The sequence below is a fragment of the Enterobacter sp. B79-1 genome (assembly GCF_057444735.1).
The window spans coordinates 419,948-438,598 of sequence record NZ_JBYAZJ010000003.1 but is presented as its reverse complement, the minus strand read 5'-3'; the positions used below and the strand labels follow the sequence as shown (position 1 = coordinate 438,598).

Below are 18,651 nucleotides of genomic sequence, written 5' to 3'. Positions count from 1 at the left end.
ATGAAAATATCCAGAAACCGTAATCCAGCTCTCAAACATTATGAATCATTCATCAGTACAGGAGCGACAATGATTGAACTCGAAACGCGACGCCTTGGTGACCGCGAAATATTACATGCTTTCCCCACCGGAAAAAGTGAGCAGCCGCTGCCAGTTGTGGTTTTTTATCATGGGTTTACCTCGTCAAAACTGGTTTATAGCTATTTTGCTGTGGCGCTGGCGCAGGCTGGATTCCGCGTTGTTATGCCGGATGCTCCGGATCATGGCGCGCGATTTTCGGGCAACGAGCAGGCGCGGCTCGGCCAGTTCTGGCAAATCTTGCACGGTAGCCTGACGGAATTCGCAGGGCTGCGCGATGCGCTTTTTGAGACCGGGCTGGTGGAGAACGATCGCCTGGCGGTTGCTGGGGCGTCAATGGGGGGGATGACGGCGCTGGGGATCATGACGCATCATTCGGAGGTGAAATCCGTCGCTTGCCTGATGGGGTCGGGCTACTTCACTTCGCTTTCACAGACGCTGTTTCCTTCGCAGAACCCAAAAGACATTGAGGTGGCGCTGGCGGAATGGGACGTCACCCAAAAGTTACCGCACCTGGCCAATCGCCCGCTGCTGCTGTGGCACGGCGATGCGGATGATGTGGTTCCGCCTGACGGAACTTTCCGTTTACAGCAGTCGTTAAAGAATGAAGGGCTGGACGGCAATTTAACCTGCCTTTGGGAGGCGGGCGTTCGTCATCGTATTACGCCGACGGCGTTGGATGCCACGGTGAGCTTTTTCCGCCAGCACCTTTAAACCCGAAGAATTTTGACCCCTTGATCTTCCAGCTTCTGGAGGATCTCCGGGTTGGCATTTTTACCGGTGATCACCATGTCGATTTGCTCGGCACGGCTGAACAGCATGCCTGCGCGCTCGCCCACTTTGCTGCTGTCGACCAGCACAACAAGCTTGCCTACCACGTTAAGCATGTTTTGCTCCGCCATGGCGGTCAGCATATCGGTTTTATACAGCCCATCCGTGGTCAGGCCTTTACCGCTGGTGAACATCCAGTGTCCGGCGTAGAGGCTATTTTCACTGTCCTGTGGGCTGAGCGTAATGGACTGGCTCTTATTGTACTGACCGCCCATGATCACTACGCTTTCATGCTCCTGGTCAATGAGATAGTTGGCCAGCGGCAAATAGTTAGTGATGATTTGCACCGGTTTGCCACACATCTCCCGCCCCAGTAAAAACGCCGTGGAGCCGCAGTTGATCACAACGCTTTCGCCAGGGTTGACCAGCTGTGATGCTGCTCTTGCAATCCGTACTTTTTCATCGTGGTTCTGCGCCTGATGAATGTTCATCGGCGTCCAGCGCGGACGCTGCTGGCTAATGGCTTCCGCACCGTTACGGACTTTTTTCAGTTTGCCACTTTCATCCAGCTTGTTGATGTCCCGTCGGGCGGTTGCCGGAGAAATGCCTAATCGTTCGATCACTTTCTCAACGGTGATAAACCCTGTTTGCGCCAGGAGTTCCAGTAAAATTTGATGTCGTTGCGCTTCCGTCATGAGCTATTCCGATAAGAATTGATTTGAAAAGATGATATTTGAAATAGCGTGAAATTACTAAAATAAATATGACATCGCCAGACACAAGGTCTGGCGATTTGACTTCACAATCAGAGGAAGGACTTGAACGGCAGGTCAGGCTCAATGGTGAAGCAATCATCGAAACCACGTGGGTAGTGATATTCCAGATTATCTTTGTCCAGTGGCCAGGTGAACTTGCCACCGACCTGCCAGATGAACGGCTTGAAGCCATACTTCAGGCGGTCTTTTTTCATTTCCCACAGCACGCGGATTTCCTGCGGGTCTGCCTGGAAGTTTGACCAGATATCATGGTGGAACGGAATAACCACTTTGGTGTTCAGCGCTTCCGCCATGCGCAGCATATCGGCGCTGGTCATTTTGTCGGTGATGCCGCGCGGGTTCTCACCGTAGGAGCCCAGCGCCACGTCGATCTGATGCTCGTTACCGTGCTTCGCATAGTAGTTGGAGTAGTGGGAGTCACCGCTGTGGTACAGAGAACCGCCAGGGGTTTTAAACAGGTAGTTCACCGCACGTTCGTCCATACCATCTGGCAGCACGCCTGCTGCTTTCTGATCGGCAGGCAGGGTGATCAATGCTGTACGGTCAAAGGCATCCAGCGCGTGGATTTCAATGTCTTTAATTTTTACTACATCGCCCGGTTTCATCACGATGCAGCGCTCTTTCGGCACGCCCCAACCGATCCACAGATCCACGCAGGTCTGCGGCCCAATGAACGGCACATCGTCCGCGCAGTTTTGCATCACCGCTGCAGCCACGTTCACGTCGATATGATCGTTATGATCGTGGGTAGAGAGGACGGCGTCGATCTGACGAATCGCAAATGGATCAAGCACAAACGGTGTGGTACGCAGGTTCGGCTGCAGTTTTTCTACGCCCGCCATGCGCTGCATCTGATGGCCTTTTTTCATCAGCGGGTTGCCGTGGCTCTGCTTGCCGGTGCCGCACCAGAAATCGACGCAGATATTGGCGCCACCTTCTGATTTCAGCCAGATACCGGTACAGCCCAGCCACCACATTGCAAACGTGCCAGGAGCAACCTGTTCCTGCTCGATCTCTTCATTCAGCCAGCTACCCCACTCCGGGAAGGTGCTCAGAATCCATGATTCACGGGTGATGGTGTTCACTTTACTCATCGTTTTGACTCCTGGTTTAATCAAAATTAATCACAATGTGATTTGTTGTGATTGATGCTGGCATCATTTGACGCGTTTTGCAATGGTAAATATGGTGAATTTTATCTGTTCGACTTCACGGATTATCCGTTTTTTACTTGTTAGACTATCCACTATTAATCATTAATTGCATGAATTATAAAGATTAATTTATTTTTCATGTACGGTAGTGAAAATCATTACTAACACCATGGAAATAATTTGCGTGATACGTCACAAATAATCAAATTCAATCTTGTGGTGATTATTTGTGATTACTAGAGTGATGGCACCAACCACACAGGGATTGCCCCTCGTGTTCTCATTTCTGGAGAGAGTTATGGAGATCCTCTACAACGTCTTTACCGTGTTCTTTAATCAGGTAATGACCAACGCCCCGCTGCTGCTGGGTATCGTGACGTGCCTGGGCTATATCCTGCTGCGAAAAAGCGTCAGCGTGATTATCAAAGGCACCATCAAAACCATTATTGGTTTTATGTTGCTGCAGGCGGGTTCAGGCATTCTGACCAGCACCTTTAAGCCGGTCGTCGCCAAAATGTCGGAAGTGTATGGCATCAACGGTGCCATCTCTGACACCTACGCCTCAATGATGGCGACCATCGACCGCATGGGTGATGCCTATAGCTGGGTGGGGTATGCGGTTCTGCTCGCCCTGGCCCTGAACATCATTTACGTTCTGCTGCGCCGCATTACCGGCATTCGCACCATCATGCTGACCGGCCATATCATGTTCCAGCAGGCGGGGCTGATTGCGGTTTCTTTCTATATCTTCGGCTACCCAATGTGGACCACGATTATCTGCACCGCGGTGCTGGTTTCGCTCTACTGGGGTATCACCTCCAACATGATGTACAAGCCAACCCAGGAAGTGACTGACGGCTGCGGCTTCTCCATCGGTCACCAGCAGCAGTTCGCCTCATGGATTGCCTATAAAGTTGCGCCGTACCTGGGCAAAAAAGAAGAGAGCGTTGAAGACCTCAAGCTGCCGGGCTGGCTGAATATTTTCCACGACAACATCGTTTCAACGGCGATTGTGATGACCATCTTCTTCGGCGCCATTCTGCTCTCCTTCGGCATTGACGTCGTTCAGGCGATGGCGGGTAAAACCCACTGGACGGTCTATATCCTGCAGACCGGCTTCTCCTTCGCGGTGGCCATTTTCATCATCACTCAGGGCGTGCGTATGTTCGTCGCCGAGCTGTCGGAAGCCTTCAACGGTATCTCCCAACGCCTGATCCCCGGTGCGGTGCTGGCGATTGACTGTGCTGCTATCTATAGCTTTGCGCCAAATGCGGTGGTCTGGGGCTTTATGTGGGGCACCATCGGCCAGCTGATTGCGGTGGGCATCCTGGTCGGCTGCGGCTCTTCAATCCTGATTATTCCTGGCTTTATCCCGATGTTCTTCTCCAACGCCACCATCGGCGTCTTCGCTAACCACTTCGGCGGCTGGCGCGCAGCGCTCAAGATCTGCCTGGTCATGGGCATGGTTGAAATCTTCGGTTGCGTGTGGGCCGTCAAGCTCACCGGTATGAGCGCCTGGATGGGCATGGCGGACTGGTCAATTCTGGCCCCGCCGATGATGCAGGGCTTTGCCTCCATCGGACTGGTCTTTATGGCCGTCATCATTCTGATTGCACTGGCTTATATGTTCTTCGCTGGCCGTTCTCTGCGAGCTGAAGAAGATGCGGAAAAACAAACAGCAGAAGTGTCTGCTCATTAAGGAGTTTCGATTATGACCGTACGTATCCTGGCTGTATGTGGCAATGGGCAAGGCAGCTCCATGATCATGAAGATGAAAGTGGATCAGTTTTTAACCCAGTCAAACATCGACCACACGGTGAACAGCTGCGCAGTGGGCGAATACAAAAGTGAGCTGAACGGCGCAGACATCATCATCGCTTCTACCCACATCGCCGGTGAGATCACCGTGACGGGCAACAAATATGTGGTGGGCGTGCGCAATATGCTGTCGCCTGCGGATTTCGGCCCAAAACTGCTGGAAGTGATCAAAGAGCACTTCCCTCAAGACGTGAAGTAAGGACGAAACATGAAATTACGTGATTCGCTGGCAGAAAATAACTCCATCCTTTTGCAGGCGGAGGCCAGCACCTGGCAGGAGGCGGTGAAGCTGAGCGTGGATCTGCTGGTTAAGGCTGACGTTGTCGAGCCGCGTTACTACCAGGCCATTCTTGATGGCGTGGCGCAGCACGGTCCTTACTTTGTGATTGCGCCAGGGCTGGCCATGCCGCACGGCCGCCCTGAAGAGGGCGTGAAAAAAACCGGCTTTGCCCTTGTGACGCTGAAAACGCCGCTGGTGTTTAACCATGAAGATAACGACCCGGTCGACATCCTGATCACCATGGCCGCCGTGGATGCCAACACCCACCAGGAGGTGGGCATCATGCAGATCGTCAATCTGTTTGATGACGAAGCCAATTTCGACCGTTTACGCGCCTGCCGTACCGAGCAGGAAGTGCTGGATTTAATTGATAACGCCACTGCGGCGGCAGTCTAAGAGGAATTGAACATGTCATTACCAATGTTGCAGGTTGCGCTGGATAACCAAACGCTGTCCCACGCTTACGAAACCACCCGCCTGATCGCGGAAGAAGTCGACATCATTGAAGTGGGTACCATTCTGTGCGTGGGTGAGGGCGTTCGCGCCGTTCGCGACCTGAAGGCGCTCTATCCGCATAAAATCGTGCTGGCGGATGCCAAGATCGCCGATGCAGGCAAAATCCTTTCCCGCATGTGCTTCGAAGCGAATGCTGACTGGGTCACCGTGATCTGCTGTGCCGATATCAACACTGCGAAAGGCGCGCTGGACGTGGCAAAAGAGTTTAACGGCGACGTGCAGATTGAACTGACCGGCTTCTGGACCTGGGAGCAGGCGCAGGAGTGGCGTGACGCGGGCATTCAGCAGGTGGTTTACCACCGTAGCCGTGATGCGCAGGCTGCAGGCGTGGCGTGGGGTGAAGCGGATATCAGCGCCATCAAACGTCTGGCGGATATGGGCTTCAAAGTGACCGTCACCGGCGGCCTGGCGCTGGAAGATCTGCCGCTGTTCCAGGGCATTCCAATTCACGTCTTTATTGCCGGTCGTAGCATTCGTGATGCGGCGTCTCCGGTGGAAGCGGCGCGTCAGTTTAAACGCTCAATCGCTCAGCTTTGGGGCTAAGGAGCGGGTATGTTGTCAAAACAGGTCCCGCTTGGCATCTATGAAAAGGCACTCCCTGCGGGGGAGTGCTGGCTGGAGCGGTTGCAACTGGCAAAACAGCTGGGCTTCGATTTTGTCGAAATGTCCGTGGATGAGACAGACGAGCGCCTCTCTCGTCTCGACTGGAGCCGTGAACAGCGGCTCGCACTGGTGAGCGCCATTGCTGAAACGGGCGTGCGCGTGCCGTCCATGTGTCTGAGTGCCCACCGCCGTTTTCCGCTCGGTAGCGAAGATGATGCCATACGCGCGCAGGGGCTGGAGATCATGCGTAAAGCTATTCGCTTTGCGCAGGATGTCGGTATCCGCGTGATCCAACTGGCGGGTTATGACGTTTACTATCAGGAAGCCAACGATGAAACGCGCCGTCGTTTCCGCGATGGTCTGAAAGAGAGCGTTGAGATGGCAAGTCGCGCGCAGGTCACGCTGGCGATGGAGATCATGGACTACCCGTTGATGAACTCCATCAGCAAGGCGCTGGGCTACGCGCACTATCTCAATAATCCATGGTTCCAGCTTTATCCCGATATCGGCAACCTGTCGGCATGGGATAACGACGTACAGATGGAGCTGCAGGCTGGCGTCGGTCATATCGTGGCGGTGCACGTCAAAGATACCCGTCCAGGCGTATTCAAAAATGTTCCGTTCGGCACCGGGGTGGTGGATTTCGAACGGTGCTTCGAAACGCTCAAACAGACGGGTTATTGCGGGCCTTACCTGATTGAGATGTGGAGCGAAACGTCAGCCGACCCGGCTGCCGAAGTCGTGAAAGCGCGGGACTGGGTGCGCGAACGTATGGCGCGGGCGGGATTGCTGGAGGCTGAACATGCTTAAGCTTAAACAGCAGGTCTTTGAAGCTAACATGGATCTGCCGCGCTATGGCCTGGTCACGTTCACCTGGGGCAACGTGAGCACTATCGACCGCGAGCAGGGTCTGGTAGTGATCAAGCCGAGCGGTGTGGCGTATGACACCATGAAAGCTGAAGATATGGTGGTGGTGGATCTCGAAGGGCGTGTCGTTGACGGCAAATGGCGGCCTTCATCAGATACCGCCACCCATCTGGCGCTGTATCGGCGTTATCGGTCCCTTGGCGGCGTGGTGCATACCCACTCCACGCACGCGACTGCCTGGGCACAGGCGGGACTGCCCATACCGGCTCTTGGGACGACGCATGCGGACTACTTCTTTGGCGACATTCCCTGCACGCGCGCATTAACGCAGGCTGAAGTGGAAGGCGAGTACGAGCTTAACACCGGGAAGGTCATCATCGAAACGTTGGGCGAAAGTGAACCGCTGCATACGCCGGGGATTGTGGTGTACCAGCACGGCCCGTTCGCCTGGGGTAAAGATGCTCACGACGCGGTACATAATGCCGTGGTGATGGAAGAGGTGGCCAAAATGGCGTGGATTGCCCGCGACATCAATCCACAGCTTCAGGGCATTGATGATTACCTGATGAACAAGCATTTTATGCGTAAGCATGGCCCGAATGCCTATTACGGGCAGAAGTGAATAAGTGCTCTGGAATACCAAAAACAGTTGTAACCGGTGGTATTCCGGAGCCATTCACAAAAAAAGCCCCCGGGCAGGGGGCAAGTCAAACTATGGCTATGTTCTCTTTGTTGGCTTTCCTGGTGCTAGCGTTAAAGCGTTATCGGTAAATATCTGCACTGGCGTGCATGTTGCCGTTGCTGCCGGGCTCACGGGTTAACATCACGTGGTAATAGGTTGCGCCCTGGGCATCGGTTTCTTCGTTTAATGCCTGATCTGCTTCACTTTCCGTGGCGAAATTATGATTGATGTAAATTACGCCCAAGCTTTGCACATCATCCATGTTTCTGGCCTGTCGGCTGTCTATCTTGATGGCTGCCATCGCGTTTGCACTGAGCAAAAGCGCCGCCATTATAGCTAATGCGATTTTTTTCATGATATGCGCTCCACGACTGCGTGCTGTGTGACGGTTTGTCCTGCTCCTTCTCGGTTTAGATGGGCTCTGATAAAAGTGTAATCCCTTATCGCTGCGCGATGAGTGACCATTTCTGATGGTGTTGTTCAAAAAAACAACGCTTCTCGGTGTGATTAATTTTAAATCACCGACTTAGACCCGCTTCGCGCTTTGTGCGAATTATTTGTGCAATCAGCTTGAGTTTCCAGGGGCGCGCAAGTATTATGACGCGTCAATTTTTCAGCCGACCTTTAACACGTTCCTTGCCTCCCCGGGCCTCGGCTGACCCAGACAGGAGGCTGAATAATCCGTAAGGAGCAATTCGATGCGTCATTACGAAATCGTTTTTATGGTCCATCCTGACCAGAGCGAACAGGTTCCGGGTATGATCGAGCGTTACTCTGCTGCCATCACTGGTGCAGAAGGTACGATCCACCGTCTGGAAGACTGGGGCCGCCGTCAGCTGGCTTACCCGATCAACAAACTGCACAAAGCACACTACGTTCTGATGAACGTTGAAGCGCCGCAGGAAGTGATCGATGAGCTGGAAACTACCTTCCGCTTCAACGATGCCGTTATCCGCAGCATGGTTATGCGTACCAAAAACGCAGTTACCGAAGCATCTCCGATGGTTAAAGCGAAAGACGAGCGCCGTGAGCGTCGCGATGATTTCGCAAACGAAACCGCAGATGATTCTGATGCTGGGGATTCTGAAGAGTAATTTCTGATGACCAACCGTCTGGCGTTGTCCGGCATCGTATGCAGGGCTCCCCTTCGAAAGGTCAGTCCATCAGGAATTCCGCATTGCCAGTTCGTGCTTGAGCATCGTTCTGTGCAAGAGGAAGCCGGGTTTCACCGGCAGGCGTGGTGCCAAATGCCCGTTATTATTAGCGGACACGAAAACCAGGCCATTACTCACAGTTTAACGGTCGGTAGCGCAGTAATCGTTCAGGGGTTCATCTCTTGCCACAAGGCAAAGAACGGCCTGAGCAAAATGGTTCTGCATGCCGAGCAGATTGATTTGATAGATTCTGGAGACTAGCCATATGGCACGTTATTTCCGTCGTCGCAAGTTCTGCCGTTTCACCGCGGAAGGCGTTCAAGAGATCGACTATAAAGATATCGCAACGCTGAAAAACTACATCACCGAAAGCGGTAAGATTGTCCCAAGCCGTATCACCGGTACTCGTGCAAAATACCAGCGTCAGCTGGCTCGCGCTATCAAACGCGCTCGCTACCTGTCCCTGCTGCCGTACACTGATCGTCATCAGTAATCGGGCACGGTCCATTAATACGACTTTAAGAGGATAAGGTAATGCAAGTTATTCTGCTTGATAAAGTAGCAAACCTGGGCAGCCTGGGTGATCAGGTTAACGTTAAAGCGGGTTACGCACGTAACTTCTTGGTTCCACAGGGTAAAGCTGTTCCAGCTACTAAGAAAAACGTTGAGTTTTTCGAAGCACGTCGCGCTGAACTGGAAGCCAAACTGGCTGACGTTCTGGCGGCTGCTAACGCTCGCGCTGAAGCAATCAACGCACTGGGCACTGTTACCATCGCGTCTAAAGCTGGCGACGAAGGTAAACTGTTCGGTTCCATCGGTACCCGCGATATCGCTGATGCAGTTTCTGCAGCAGGCGTTAAAGTGGCTAAGAGCGAAGTTCGTCTGCCGAACGGCGTTCTGCGTACCACTGGTGAGCACGAAGTTGACTTCCAGGTTCACAGCGAAGTGTTCGCTAAACTGGTTGTTAACGTAGTAGCTGAGTAATTTTTTACTCTGCTCACGTCGAAGCGCCGGCCTTGTGCCGGCGTTTTGCTTTTCTGAGGGACCAGAATTCATCATTTCTTCTTGTATGGTAGCGATTCCTGTCGCATTCTCTGATAATAAATTGAAACGCAATTTTATTTATGAGATTTGTCATGGATACCGCTCTGCCCACGCCTGTCTTTGCTCGCCGAAATGTGGCCTATGCCTGCGCCACGCTCTGCTGTCTGCTCTGGGGTAGCTCCTACCCGGCCATAAAAAGTGGTTATGAGCTTTTCCAGATCGCAACCGATGATATTCCATCGAAAGTGGTGTTTGCCGGATACCGTTTCCTGTTTGCCGGTGTGTTGCTGCTGCTGTTTGCATTGGCCCAGCGAAAACCGATTGGCAGGCTTACGCCCACACAGTTTGGCCAGCTCACCATCCTCGGCCTGACCCAGACGACTATTCAGTACACTTTCTTCTATATAGGCCTGGCCTACACGACGGGGGTGAATGGTTCAATCATGAACGCCACTGGAACCTTCTTCAGCGTGCTGTTGGCGCACTTTATCTACCACAACGACAAACTCAGCTATAACAAAACGCTGGGCTGTATTCTCGGGTTTGCCGGGGTGATGTTGGTGAACTTCCACAGCGGGTTAAGCGATTTCCAGTTTGTCTGGAATGGTGACGGGTTTGTGGTGCTGGCTGCTTTTATTCTCTCCGCTGCCACGCTTTACGGAAAACGTATCTCCCAGACCGTCGATCCCACGGTGATGACCGGCTGGCAGTTGGCTATCGGTGGACTGGTGTTGGTGGGGGGAGGATATGCAACAGGCGGAACGCTGGAAGTGCACAGTATGAAGGCCATCGCCGTGCTGGGGTATCTGACGCTGCTCTCATCCGTCGCCTTTGCGCTGTGGAGCGTGCTGCTGAAAGTCAACCGCGTCAGTATGATTGCGCCGTTTAACTTCGTTGTGCCGGTGGCAGGCACAGTCTTATCCGCTATTTTCCTCGGGGAAAATATTCTGGATATCAAATATGCGATTGCGCTGGTATTGGTCTGTTCGGGGATCTGGTGGGTGAATAAGCGGAGTGCCTGAGAACAGTGTGCCGGGTGGCGGCTACGCCTTACCCGGCCTGCAGAACTAGCGTACGCGAATAAAACTGCCGTCGGTCTGACGGGTAAACAGCACCTGCTGGCCATTACCGGTATCGATCGTCAGGCCGGTCACCACGCCGCTGGCGTTCTGGCGGATCTGCACCATCTGTCCATTTTGCAGGTTGCTCAGCGGCTTGCCTGCACCTTCCACCTGCGCCATAGCATAGACATCCGTAGCAGGCAGGTTGTGGTCGCGGAACAGCTGCGCGAGCGTTTTACCCGGCTCAACGCGATAGGAACGCCACTGCTGTTCAATGCCTGTCGGTTGCTGAACCTGTGGCGCAGCGGCCTGCTCCTGCGGTTGTTCTTCCTGAACGGGTTCAGGCTCTACAGGTGCGACCTGGCCTGGATCGTTGGATGGCGTCACCAACTGCGTCTGCATGGGCTGCGCGTCCGGCTGCGGTCGCGTTTGCGACTGGATATCCAGTTGCGCATTGCGGGTCACCGGCGCGGTATCAACGTCGTCCCCGCCAGAAGGAAGCAGGAAGCCCACGATCACCAGCAGCGCGCCAATGATAATGCCTCTGCGGTGCATAGGGGGCAGCGGGTCCATAATGCGAAAATTGTCTGGCGCCTGCCAGATTTTCGCCAGGGTAGGTTTCAGTTCAAATCGCCCGGGCATGGCTCTCCTCCTGCTCCGCGTCTTTTTTATCCTGTCCTGAGAAGTGTAGTTTGCTAACTGCCTGATGGGCGTAACAAAGCCAGCTTTCGTGACACATATTTGGGAAAATCCTGACTGGCTCTATTGTTTCTGTTTCGCCGCAGTTTGTCACCTTTACTTAAGACAAAGTTTTACCCATAAGGGCATGGCTGATATGCTGCCCGCTACTTTAAATGTGATGGAAGGAAAACCCATGACCACCCCGACTTTTGACACTATCGAAGCGCAGGCAAGCTACGGCATCGGCTTGCAGGTAGGACAGCAGCTGAGCGAATCCGGCCTGGAAGGTCTGTTACCGGAAGCGCTGGTGGCGGGTATCGCTGACGCGCTGGAAGGCAATCATCCGGCTGTTCCGGTTGACGTGGTGCACCGCGCGCTGCGTGAAATTCACGAACGTGCTGACGCTGTGCGTCGCGCGCGCTTCGAAGAGATGGCAGCAGAAGGCGTGAAATACCTGGAAGAGAACCGCGAGCGCGAAGGCGTGAACAGCACCGAATCGGGCCTGCAGTTCCGCGTGATCAACCAGGGTGACGGCGCGATCCCGGCACGCACCGACCACGTTCGCGTTCACTACACCGGCAAACTGATTGACGGTACCGTGTTCGACAGCTCTGTTGCACGCGGCGAACCGGCTGAATTCCCGGTTAACGGCGTTATCGCGGGCTGGATCGAAGCGCTGACCCTGATGCCTGTTGGCTCCAAATGGGAACTGACCATTCCTCAGAACCTGGCCTATGGCGAGCGTGGCGCGGGTGCGTCCATTCCGCCATTCAGCACCCTGGTCTTTGAAGTCGAGCTGCTGGAAATTCTGTAATCGGCTTTTCTTATTTCCTCTCTCCGTCCGGGGAGAGGAAAATAGTGATAAAACCTATAGTTACGACGCAATCAACATTTTATCTTGCAAACGAAACTGTTGCGTGTATTTTTGTGAGCTGTTTCGCGCTGTATGAGTGATATGACACTCACTTTCAACATATTATTAACATAATATTCAAATCATAGTATTCATCCCGCCGATTCTTACCTAATATCGATTAGCCCTTACAAGGGACCGTCATTCTTTGACGTATTTAAAGGCCAGAAGAGCCTTAACAACACAGACAGGCATAAACAGGAAAATATCACATGGTAGATCAGGTCAAAGTCGTCGCCGACGAAGAGGCGTCGTCTGAACAGTCGCTACGGCGCAATCTCACAAACCGTCATATTCAGCTTATCGCTATCGGGGGTGCCATCGGTACCGGGCTGTTTATGGGGTCAGGCAAAACCATCAGTCTTGCCGGGCCGTCGATCATCTTCGTTTATATGATCATCGGTTTTATGCTTTTCTTCGTGATGCGCGCAATGGGTGAATTGCTGCTCTCGAATCTCGAATACAAATCTTTCAGCGACTTTGCTTCCGACCTTCTGGGGCCATGGGCGGGCTATTTTACCGGCTGGACCTACTGGTTCTGCTGGGTTGTCACCGGTATGGCTGACGTTGTGGCCATCACGGCGTACGCGCAATTCTGGTTCCCCGGCCTCTCGGACTGGGTGGCTTCGCTGGCGGTGATTGTCCTGCTGCTGAGCCTGAACCTCGCCACCGTGAAAATGTTCGGCGAGATGGAGTTCTGGTTCGCGATGATCAAAATCGTCGCTATCGTGGGGCTGATTGTTGTGGGCCTGGTGATGGTACTGACGCACTTCCAGTCGCCAACCGGCGTTCAGGCATCATTTACCCATCTGTGGAATGACGGTGGTTGGTTCCCGAAAGGCCTTAGCGGCTTCTTTGCGGGCTTCCAGATAGCGGTGTTTGCGTTTGTCGGGATTGAGCTGGTGGGCACCACGGCTGCGGAAACCAAAGATCCGGAGAAATCCCTGCCGCGCGCCATTAACTCCATTCCGCTGCGTATCATCATGTTCTACGTCTTCGCGCTGATCGTGATTATGTCCGTGACGCCGTGGAGTTCGGTGGTGCCAACCAAGAGCCCGTTCGTTGAGCTGTTCGTGCTGGTGGGTCTGCCTGCTGCCGCGAGCCTGATTAACTTCGTGGTGCTGACCTCAGCGGCTTCATCTGCAAACAGCGGCGTGTTCTCCACCAGCCGTATGCTGTTTGGTCTGGCGCAGGAGGGCGTTGCCCCGAGCGCGTTTGCCAAGCTGTCTAAACGTGCAGTACCGGCGAAAGGGCTGACCTTCTCGTGCATCTGCCTGCTGGGCGGCGTGGTGATGCTCTACGTCAACCCGAGCGTGATTGGCGCGTTCACCATGATTACCACGGTCTCTGCGATCCTGTTTATGTTCGTCTGGACCATCATCCTGTGCTCGTACCTGGTGTACCGCAAACAGCGTCCACACCTGCATGAGAAATCGATCTACAAGATGCCGCTGGGCAAGCTGATGTGCTGGGTATGCATGGCGTTCTTCGTCTTCGTGCTGGTGTTGCTGACGCTGGAAGATGATACCCGTCAGGCGCTGATCGTCACGCCGCTGTGGTTTATCGCGCTGGGGCTGGGCTGGATGTTTATCGGTAAGAAACGGATGGCTGGCGTAAGGTAAAAGCAAAACGGCAACTTCGGTTGCCGTTTTTAGTTTTTGCACCCTCTCCCCGTGGGAGAGGGCCGGGGTGAGGGCGTCAGGCCGCAGCGGCCTTTTTTATTCCCCGGCCAATGCCCGCGGGAACAGCACGTTATTCTCAAGACTGATGTGTTCCATCAGGTCGTCGATCATCTCGTTAATGCCGTTGTACATCGCTTTCCAGGTCGTGCATGCTTCTGGCGGCGGCGTAACGTTATGGGTGGTGTGCTTGATCACCTCCAGCAGTTCGCCCGCGTCATCGTGCTCGCTTTCCATCACGCTGATAGGCCCCATCGCCTGGCTCCCCATGCCCTGTTTAATCATCGGGAAGAGGATCTGCTCTTCTTTCATCATGTGGCTGGACAGCTCTTCGTGCAGCATGGTCAGGTATTTTGCCAGGCCGCGCGGTACGGAAGGTTTGTCGGCATGAACGCGTTCAACTTTGGTCGCCTGTAAAATCAGCTCCGGCAGCTGTTCACGATGACGGTCATGGTAACGCACGATGATGTGGTCGATGATTTCCGCGAGCGGTGCGGTGCGCCAGTCTTTATCGATGGGCTGCTCGGCCAGCTGTGCCAGCTCGGCTTCAATCACTTCGACATCCAGCTCTTTACGCGACGCGGCGCGCGCCAGCGTTTGCTTACCGCCGCAGCAGTAATCCATATCGTATTTACGAAACAGCGCAGAAGCGCGAGGGATGGAGAGCGCCAGCTCGCCCAGGGGTTGGTCGCGGAAGGCCATAGCAGTTACCTCGTCATGAATAATATAAGATGCATATTAAATGCATCTTTAAGTCGAGGCTATAACCCTTTAGAGGGAAGGGAGAGAATGAGATGTGGATCACAAAAAAATGTCTCATTTAACTCCCTGAATGAACATAAGAAAGTGCTTTAGAAAGTTTTTAAAGGTGTAGAAACAGTAAACAACGCGCCGAGCCTGCCGATAGATACACGTCAGACAATACCTGCATATAAAAAAGGCAACGCATGTTTAAACGTATAAAAGTCATTACCCTTCTGATTTCGGTGCTGCTTGTGCTCGGCATCATGCAGCTGATCTCTGCCGGCATTTTCATCAATGCGCTGAATAACGATAAAGAGAACTTCACCGTTTCTCAGCTTTCCAGCCAAAACGTCGCGGAATTTACCGACGCCTGGATCAGCCTGAACCAGGCGCGCGTGACGCTGAACCGCGGCATGCTGCGCCTGCAAAGCAGCATGGCGTCGCAGATTAACGGCGGTCAGCTGAACGAACTGGTGAACACCGCGAAAAACCTGCTGGCCGATGCCCAGACGCATTACGATAAATACTACGCACTGCCGGAAACCCCGGGTCTGGATGAAAAACTGGCCGATCGGCTGGAGGAGCAGTACCGCATATATTCCGCCACGCTGACGCAAATGAACGTTCTGCTGGGCCAGGGCAATCTGGAAGATATGTTTAAACAGAACGCCGAGCAGAAGCAGACGGCGATGCAAAAGGTCTACCGCGAGTGGCGTGAGGCGCAGGCCGCGCTCACTGATAAAGGCATTCGGGATAACGAAAGCGACTATAAGCGCATCCTGTGGATCCTTTCTGCCGTCATGATTCTCGTCATTGCGGTGATTATCTCCAGCTGGATTGCGATGCGTCGCGTGCTGCTGCTGCCTCTGGAGGACGTCATCAACCATATCCGCGCCATTGCTGCAGGGGATTTGACCCAGCCGATTCAGGCACAGGGTAAAAACGAAATGGCGATCCTGGCCCGCAACGTACAGGAGATGCAAACGTCGCTGGCGAACACCGTGGGCGTGGTGCGTGAAGGCGCAGACACCATTTACACCGGCGCGGGCGAAATCTCTGCGGGCAGCAACGATCTCTCTTCCCGTACCGAGCAGCAGGCCGCGTCTCTGGAAGAGACCGCTGCCAGCATGGAACAGCTGACCGCCACCGTGAAGCAGAACGCCGATAACGCGCGTCAGGCTTCCCGGCTGGCGCTGGATGCCTCCTCAACCGCGAAGAAGGGCGGCAACGTGGTGGAAGGCGTGGTGCGTACGATGGACGAGATCGCCACCAGCTCAAGCAAAATTGCGCAAATTACTAACGTGATCGACGGTATTGCCTTCCAGACCAACATTCTGGCGCTGAACGCGGCGGTGGAAGCGGCGCGCGCGGGCGAGCAGGGCCGTGGCTTTGCGGTCGTCGCGGGCGAAGTGCGTACCCTTGCCCAGCGCAGCGCCCAGGCGGCGAAAGAGATTAAGGCGCTGATTGATGATTCCGGCGAGCGCGTGAATGCGGGTTCTCAGTTGGTGAACGAAGCGGGCGCGACGATGGCAGAGATCGTCAATGCGGTCACCCGCGTCACCGACATCATGGGTGAAATTGCCTCGGCCTCTGACGAGCAGAGCCGCGGTATTGATCAGGTCGGTCAGGCGGTGGCGGAGATGGACCGCGTCACCCAACAGAACGCCTCGCTGGTGGAGGAGTCTGCGGCGGCCGCGGCAGCGCTGGAAGATCAGGCTGCACGCCTGAACGAAGCGGTGGCGGTGTTTAAAATCACCCGCAACCAGGCGGTCAAAGCGGCACCGGTGAAAACCTACGTGCCAAAAGCGCAGCCCGTAGCGGCGGCGTCTGAAGGGAACTGGGAAACGTTTTAAGGGCTTGCCCGGTGGCGGCTACGCCTTACCGGGCCTACGGTTTTGTAGGCCCTGCAAGCGCAGCGCCGCTGGGCAATGCTCACATATCCGACGCCGGAACGACCCTCGGTTTTTCCGGCTTCGCTCTTACCGCCATCACCACCCCCACCACCAGAAGCGCGATCCCGCAGGCCGTGAATAACGGCGGCACACTCTGTCGCATCAGGAAGGTATAAAGCAGTCCGGCCAGAGTTTCGAAAACAATCAGCGGCCCTAAAATCACCGTCGGCAGCTTCTGGCTGGCAATGTTCCAGCACAGCGCGCCCACCCATGAGCACAGCACCGCAATCGCCACCATCAGGCCAATAAACACCCACGGCCTTGGCCCGAAGGGCTGGGCGAAGTCAGGCTGTTGATGGCCTAACCAGATGCACGCCCCGGCATAGCCCACCAGTGAGACGGGCAGCGTGACCAGCGCCTGCGCCGTCGCCCACATCATCGGGTGCTTGTCCGGGTTCTCCCGCAGCCAGCGCGCATTGCGCAGGGCATACCAGGCCCAGCACGCCACGGAAATGAACGCCAGCACAATGCCAGAACCGTAACGCCACAGGTCAACTTCCGCCTGCCCATGACGCAGCTCGGCAATATTGACGCATACCAGACCCACGGCGGTGCAGATCAGTGCCGGCGCCATTTTTGACCACGCCAGTTTGCCATCGCGGTGGCTGTAGAGCAGATTCGCGAACACAGGAATAACGACCGGCAGCGTGCCGATGATCATGGTCGACACCGGTGCACCGGTGCGCTGTATCGCGCTTGCCAGGCAAACGTAATAGATGAGATTGCCCATCATGGTCAGCGCCAGCGCGGTCAGCCAGTCCTGGCGGCTAAGCTGGCGCAAGCGCACCCGCCCCAGCCAGGCCAGAGGAAGGGCAATCAGCCCCAGCGCCAGATAACGCCCCGTGGACTGCAGTATCGCCGGGTATTCCGGCACTATCAGCGGGCCGACAAAAATCAGCCCCCACATCAAACCTGCAAGCAGGGCATACAACACGCCGCTAATCATTTTTCCATCCACATTGATTTACTTTGCACTCAGTGTAGGAGGGCGAAATACGTGCGTATTGTATGAGATTGCGCATTAGCGCTGCGCAACCTGCTTTTGATAACGCACCGGCGTAATGCCGTAGCGGCGGGTAAAGGCGCGGGTCAGATGCGACTGGTCGGTTAGCCCGGTTGCGGCAGCCACTTCGGCGGCGGGCATGCCGTGGGTGAGAAACGCTTTGGCGCGCCACAGGCGGATCGCCATCAGCATTTGATGCGGCGTGATGTGAAAATGGGCCTTGAACTGGCGCTGGAAATGGTACGGGCTGAGCGAGACAACGTTTGCCAGCTCGTCCAGCGTCAGAGGGTGCATATAGTTATCGTGCAGATACTCGCGAACACGTTCGAACCGGTGTGCGCCTTCCTGAATCACCGGCGCGTGATGGGCTAACGGTCGGAACGTCTCAATCAGATCCAGCAGCATTCCTTTTTGTGTCAGCGGGTCGTTCGTATGCCACAGGCCGTAAATCAGCTGGCCGATTTGCAGCGAGCGCTGCGGGTCGTAGCGGGTGACGTCGCTAAACCACCAGTGACGCAGGCCGGTCACCTCTTCCAGCAGGTCGGGTTCGATATAGACCATCCGGTAGCGCCAGCCGCCTTCAGTGGCGGATTCTCCGGTGTGGATCTCGTCCGGGTTCATGGTGACAACGGATTTCTCGGAGGCGAGGTGCTGGGTACCGCGATAGCGGAAGCGTTCGGCGCCGGTTTCAATGGTGCCAATGCCGAAGGCTTCGTGCGTGTGAGGCTCAAAGGCGTAATCAGAGATATGTGCGTGATAGAGTTCCAGGCCAGGCAGCTGCGCCAGATGGCGAAAGCGCGCGCTGTCTCTCTCATCAATGAACTGTTCCGGTACGCCTTGCACGGTGAGCCTCCTCGTGGGTCATCGCTTCATTA

22 protein-coding genes are annotated in these 18,651 nt (G+C 54.8%); 15 read left to right on the top strand and 7 right to left on the bottom strand.

What is annotated here, in order from left to right; genetic code table 11:
- The first annotated feature begins 69 nt into the window (after positions 1–69).
- On the top strand, positions 70–792 hold the full coding sequence (gene yjfP / locus AC2T6E_RS12495; protein ID WP_454539727.1) for an esterase: 723 nt from the start codon (positions 70–72) through the stop codon (positions 790–792).
- On the opposite strand, the gene ulaR is transcribed toward yjfP, so the two are convergent.
- Positions 789–1,544: an HTH-type transcriptional regulator UlaR gene (gene ulaR / locus AC2T6E_RS12490; RefSeq protein ID WP_042713424.1), complete on the bottom strand. Its 756-nt coding sequence runs from the start codon at positions 1,542–1,544 to the stop codon at positions 789–791. The two genes, yjfP and ulaR, sit on opposite strands and share 4 nt — an antisense overlap.
- A 110-nt stretch (positions 1,545–1,654) precedes the next feature.
- A complete protein-coding gene (gene ulaG, locus AC2T6E_RS12485) occupies positions 1,655–2,719 on the bottom strand; it encodes an L-ascorbate 6-phosphate lactonase (protein ID WP_010427455.1) in 1,065 nt (354 codons plus the stop codon).
- Positions 2,720–3,077: 358 nt separating this feature from the next.
- Here ulaG and ulaA point away from each other — a divergent pair, with 358 nt between their 5' ends.
- Genes ulaA through AC2T6E_RS12455 form a run of 6 tightly spaced genes read left to right on the top strand, consistent with a single transcriptional unit; the run spans position 3,078 to position 7,485 of the window.
- Positions 3,078–4,478, top strand: a complete 1,401-nt coding sequence (gene ulaA / locus AC2T6E_RS12480; protein WP_182403226.1) for a PTS ascorbate transporter subunit IIC — start codon at positions 3,078–3,080, stop codon at positions 4,476–4,478.
- A 12-nt stretch (positions 4,479–4,490) separates the two neighbouring features.
- Entirely contained in the window at positions 4,491–4,796 is a 306-nt protein-coding gene (gene ulaB, locus AC2T6E_RS12475; RefSeq protein ID WP_000218355.1) for a PTS ascorbate transporter subunit IIB, read from the top strand.
- Between the two features lie 9 nt (positions 4,797–4,805).
- Positions 4,806–5,273, top strand: a complete 468-nt coding sequence (gene ulaC / locus AC2T6E_RS12470; protein WP_013095304.1) for a PTS ascorbate transporter subunit IIA — start codon at positions 4,806–4,808, stop codon at positions 5,271–5,273.
- A gap of 12 nt (positions 5,274–5,285) precedes the next feature.
- Positions 5,286–5,936 (top strand): 3-keto-L-gulonate-6-phosphate decarboxylase UlaD, encoded by a 651-nt coding sequence (ulaD, locus tag AC2T6E_RS12465; RefSeq protein WP_023334265.1) that lies wholly within the window; start codon positions 5,286–5,288, stop codon positions 5,934–5,936.
- A gap of 9 nt (positions 5,937–5,945) precedes the next feature.
- Positions 5,946–6,806, top strand: a complete 861-nt coding sequence (locus tag AC2T6E_RS12460) for an L-ribulose-5-phosphate 3-epimerase (protein WP_010427449.1) — start codon at positions 5,946–5,948, stop codon at positions 6,804–6,806.
- Positions 6,799–7,485, top strand: coding sequence for an L-ribulose-5-phosphate 4-epimerase (locus AC2T6E_RS12455; protein WP_126816391.1), 687 nt, complete (start codon positions 6,799–6,801; stop codon positions 7,483–7,485). Before AC2T6E_RS12460 ends, AC2T6E_RS12455 begins: the two co-directional genes overlap by 8 nt.
- 139 nt (positions 7,486–7,624) lie before the next feature.
- On the opposite strand, the gene yjfY is transcribed toward AC2T6E_RS12455, so the two are convergent.
- A complete protein-coding gene (gene yjfY, locus AC2T6E_RS12450) occupies positions 7,625–7,900 on the bottom strand; it encodes a DUF1471 family protein YjfY (RefSeq protein WP_010427445.1) in 276 nt (91 codons plus the stop codon).
- Positions 7,901–8,243: 343 nt separating this feature from the next.
- On the opposite strand from yjfY, the gene rpsF reads away from it, so the two are divergent.
- The 5 genes from rpsF to AC2T6E_RS12425 all read left to right on the top strand — a co-directional run bounded on the left by rpsF (position 8,244) and on the right by AC2T6E_RS12425 (position 10,765).
- Positions 8,244–8,639, top strand: a complete 396-nt coding sequence (gene rpsF, locus AC2T6E_RS12445) for a 30S ribosomal protein S6 (protein WP_014068637.1) — start codon at positions 8,244–8,246, stop codon at positions 8,637–8,639.
- 6 nt (positions 8,640–8,645) lie between these two features.
- Positions 8,646–8,960, top strand: coding sequence for a primosomal replication protein N (gene priB / locus AC2T6E_RS12440; RefSeq protein ID WP_008502895.1), 315 nt, complete (start codon positions 8,646–8,648; stop codon positions 8,958–8,960).
- A 4-nt stretch (positions 8,961–8,964) separates the two neighbouring features.
- Positions 8,965–9,192 (top strand): 30S ribosomal protein S18, encoded by a 228-nt coding sequence (gene rpsR, locus AC2T6E_RS12435; RefSeq protein ID WP_000135199.1) that lies wholly within the window; start codon positions 8,965–8,967, stop codon positions 9,190–9,192.
- A 41-nt stretch (positions 9,193–9,233) separates the two neighbouring features.
- Positions 9,234–9,683 (top strand): 50S ribosomal protein L9, encoded by a 450-nt coding sequence (gene rplI / locus AC2T6E_RS12430; RefSeq protein ID WP_008502894.1) that lies wholly within the window; start codon positions 9,234–9,236, stop codon positions 9,681–9,683.
- Positions 9,684–9,835: 152 nt separating this feature from the next.
- Entirely contained in the window at positions 9,836–10,765 is a 930-nt protein-coding gene (locus AC2T6E_RS12425) for a DMT family transporter (protein ID WP_089599118.1), read from the top strand.
- A 45-nt stretch (positions 10,766–10,810) separates the two neighbouring features.
- On the opposite strand, the gene AC2T6E_RS12420 is transcribed toward AC2T6E_RS12425, so the two are convergent.
- Entirely contained in the window at positions 10,811–11,446 is a 636-nt protein-coding gene (locus tag AC2T6E_RS12420) for an OapA family protein (protein WP_108417885.1), read from the bottom strand.
- Between the two features lie 232 nt (positions 11,447–11,678).
- Here AC2T6E_RS12420 and bamJ point away from each other — a divergent pair, with 232 nt between their 5' ends.
- Together bamJ and cycA are read left to right on the top strand one after the other, a co-directional pair.
- Positions 11,679–12,299 carry a BamJ family beta-barrel-assembly machinery protein gene (gene bamJ, locus AC2T6E_RS12415; RefSeq protein WP_172411118.1) on the top strand — a complete coding sequence of 207 codons (621 nt, stop codon included), beginning with the start codon at positions 11,679–11,681 and terminating at the stop codon, positions 12,297–12,299.
- Positions 12,300–12,610: 311 nt separating this feature from the next.
- Complete coding sequence (gene cycA, locus AC2T6E_RS12410; protein WP_325828338.1) at positions 12,611–14,020, top strand: D-serine/D-alanine/glycine transporter; 1,410 nt, start codon at positions 12,611–12,613, stop codon at positions 14,018–14,020.
- A 96-nt stretch (positions 14,021–14,116) separates the two neighbouring features.
- Here the strand turns inward: cycA and ytfE are convergent, their stop codons facing one another.
- Positions 14,117–14,779, bottom strand: a complete 663-nt coding sequence (gene ytfE / locus AC2T6E_RS12405) for an iron-sulfur cluster repair protein YtfE (protein WP_108417883.1) — start codon at positions 14,777–14,779, stop codon at positions 14,117–14,119.
- 245 nt (positions 14,780–15,024) lie between these two features.
- Here ytfE and AC2T6E_RS12400 point away from each other — a divergent pair, with 245 nt between their 5' ends.
- Positions 15,025–16,674, top strand: coding sequence for a methyl-accepting chemotaxis protein (locus AC2T6E_RS12400; protein WP_211448519.1), 1,650 nt, complete (start codon positions 15,025–15,027; stop codon positions 16,672–16,674).
- Between the two features lie 79 nt (positions 16,675–16,753).
- Here AC2T6E_RS12400 and AC2T6E_RS12395 read toward each other — a convergent pair whose 3' ends face one another.
- Together AC2T6E_RS12395 and AC2T6E_RS12390 are read right to left on the bottom strand one after the other, a co-directional pair.
- Entirely contained in the window at positions 16,754–17,719 is a 966-nt protein-coding gene (locus tag AC2T6E_RS12395) for a DMT family transporter (RefSeq protein ID WP_211448517.1), read from the bottom strand.
- Positions 17,720–17,794: 75 nt separating this feature from the next.
- Positions 17,795–18,619 (bottom strand): AraC family transcriptional regulator, encoded by an 825-nt coding sequence (locus AC2T6E_RS12390; RefSeq protein ID WP_211448515.1) that lies wholly within the window; start codon positions 18,617–18,619, stop codon positions 17,795–17,797.
- Positions 18,620–18,651: the final 32 nt, after the last annotated feature.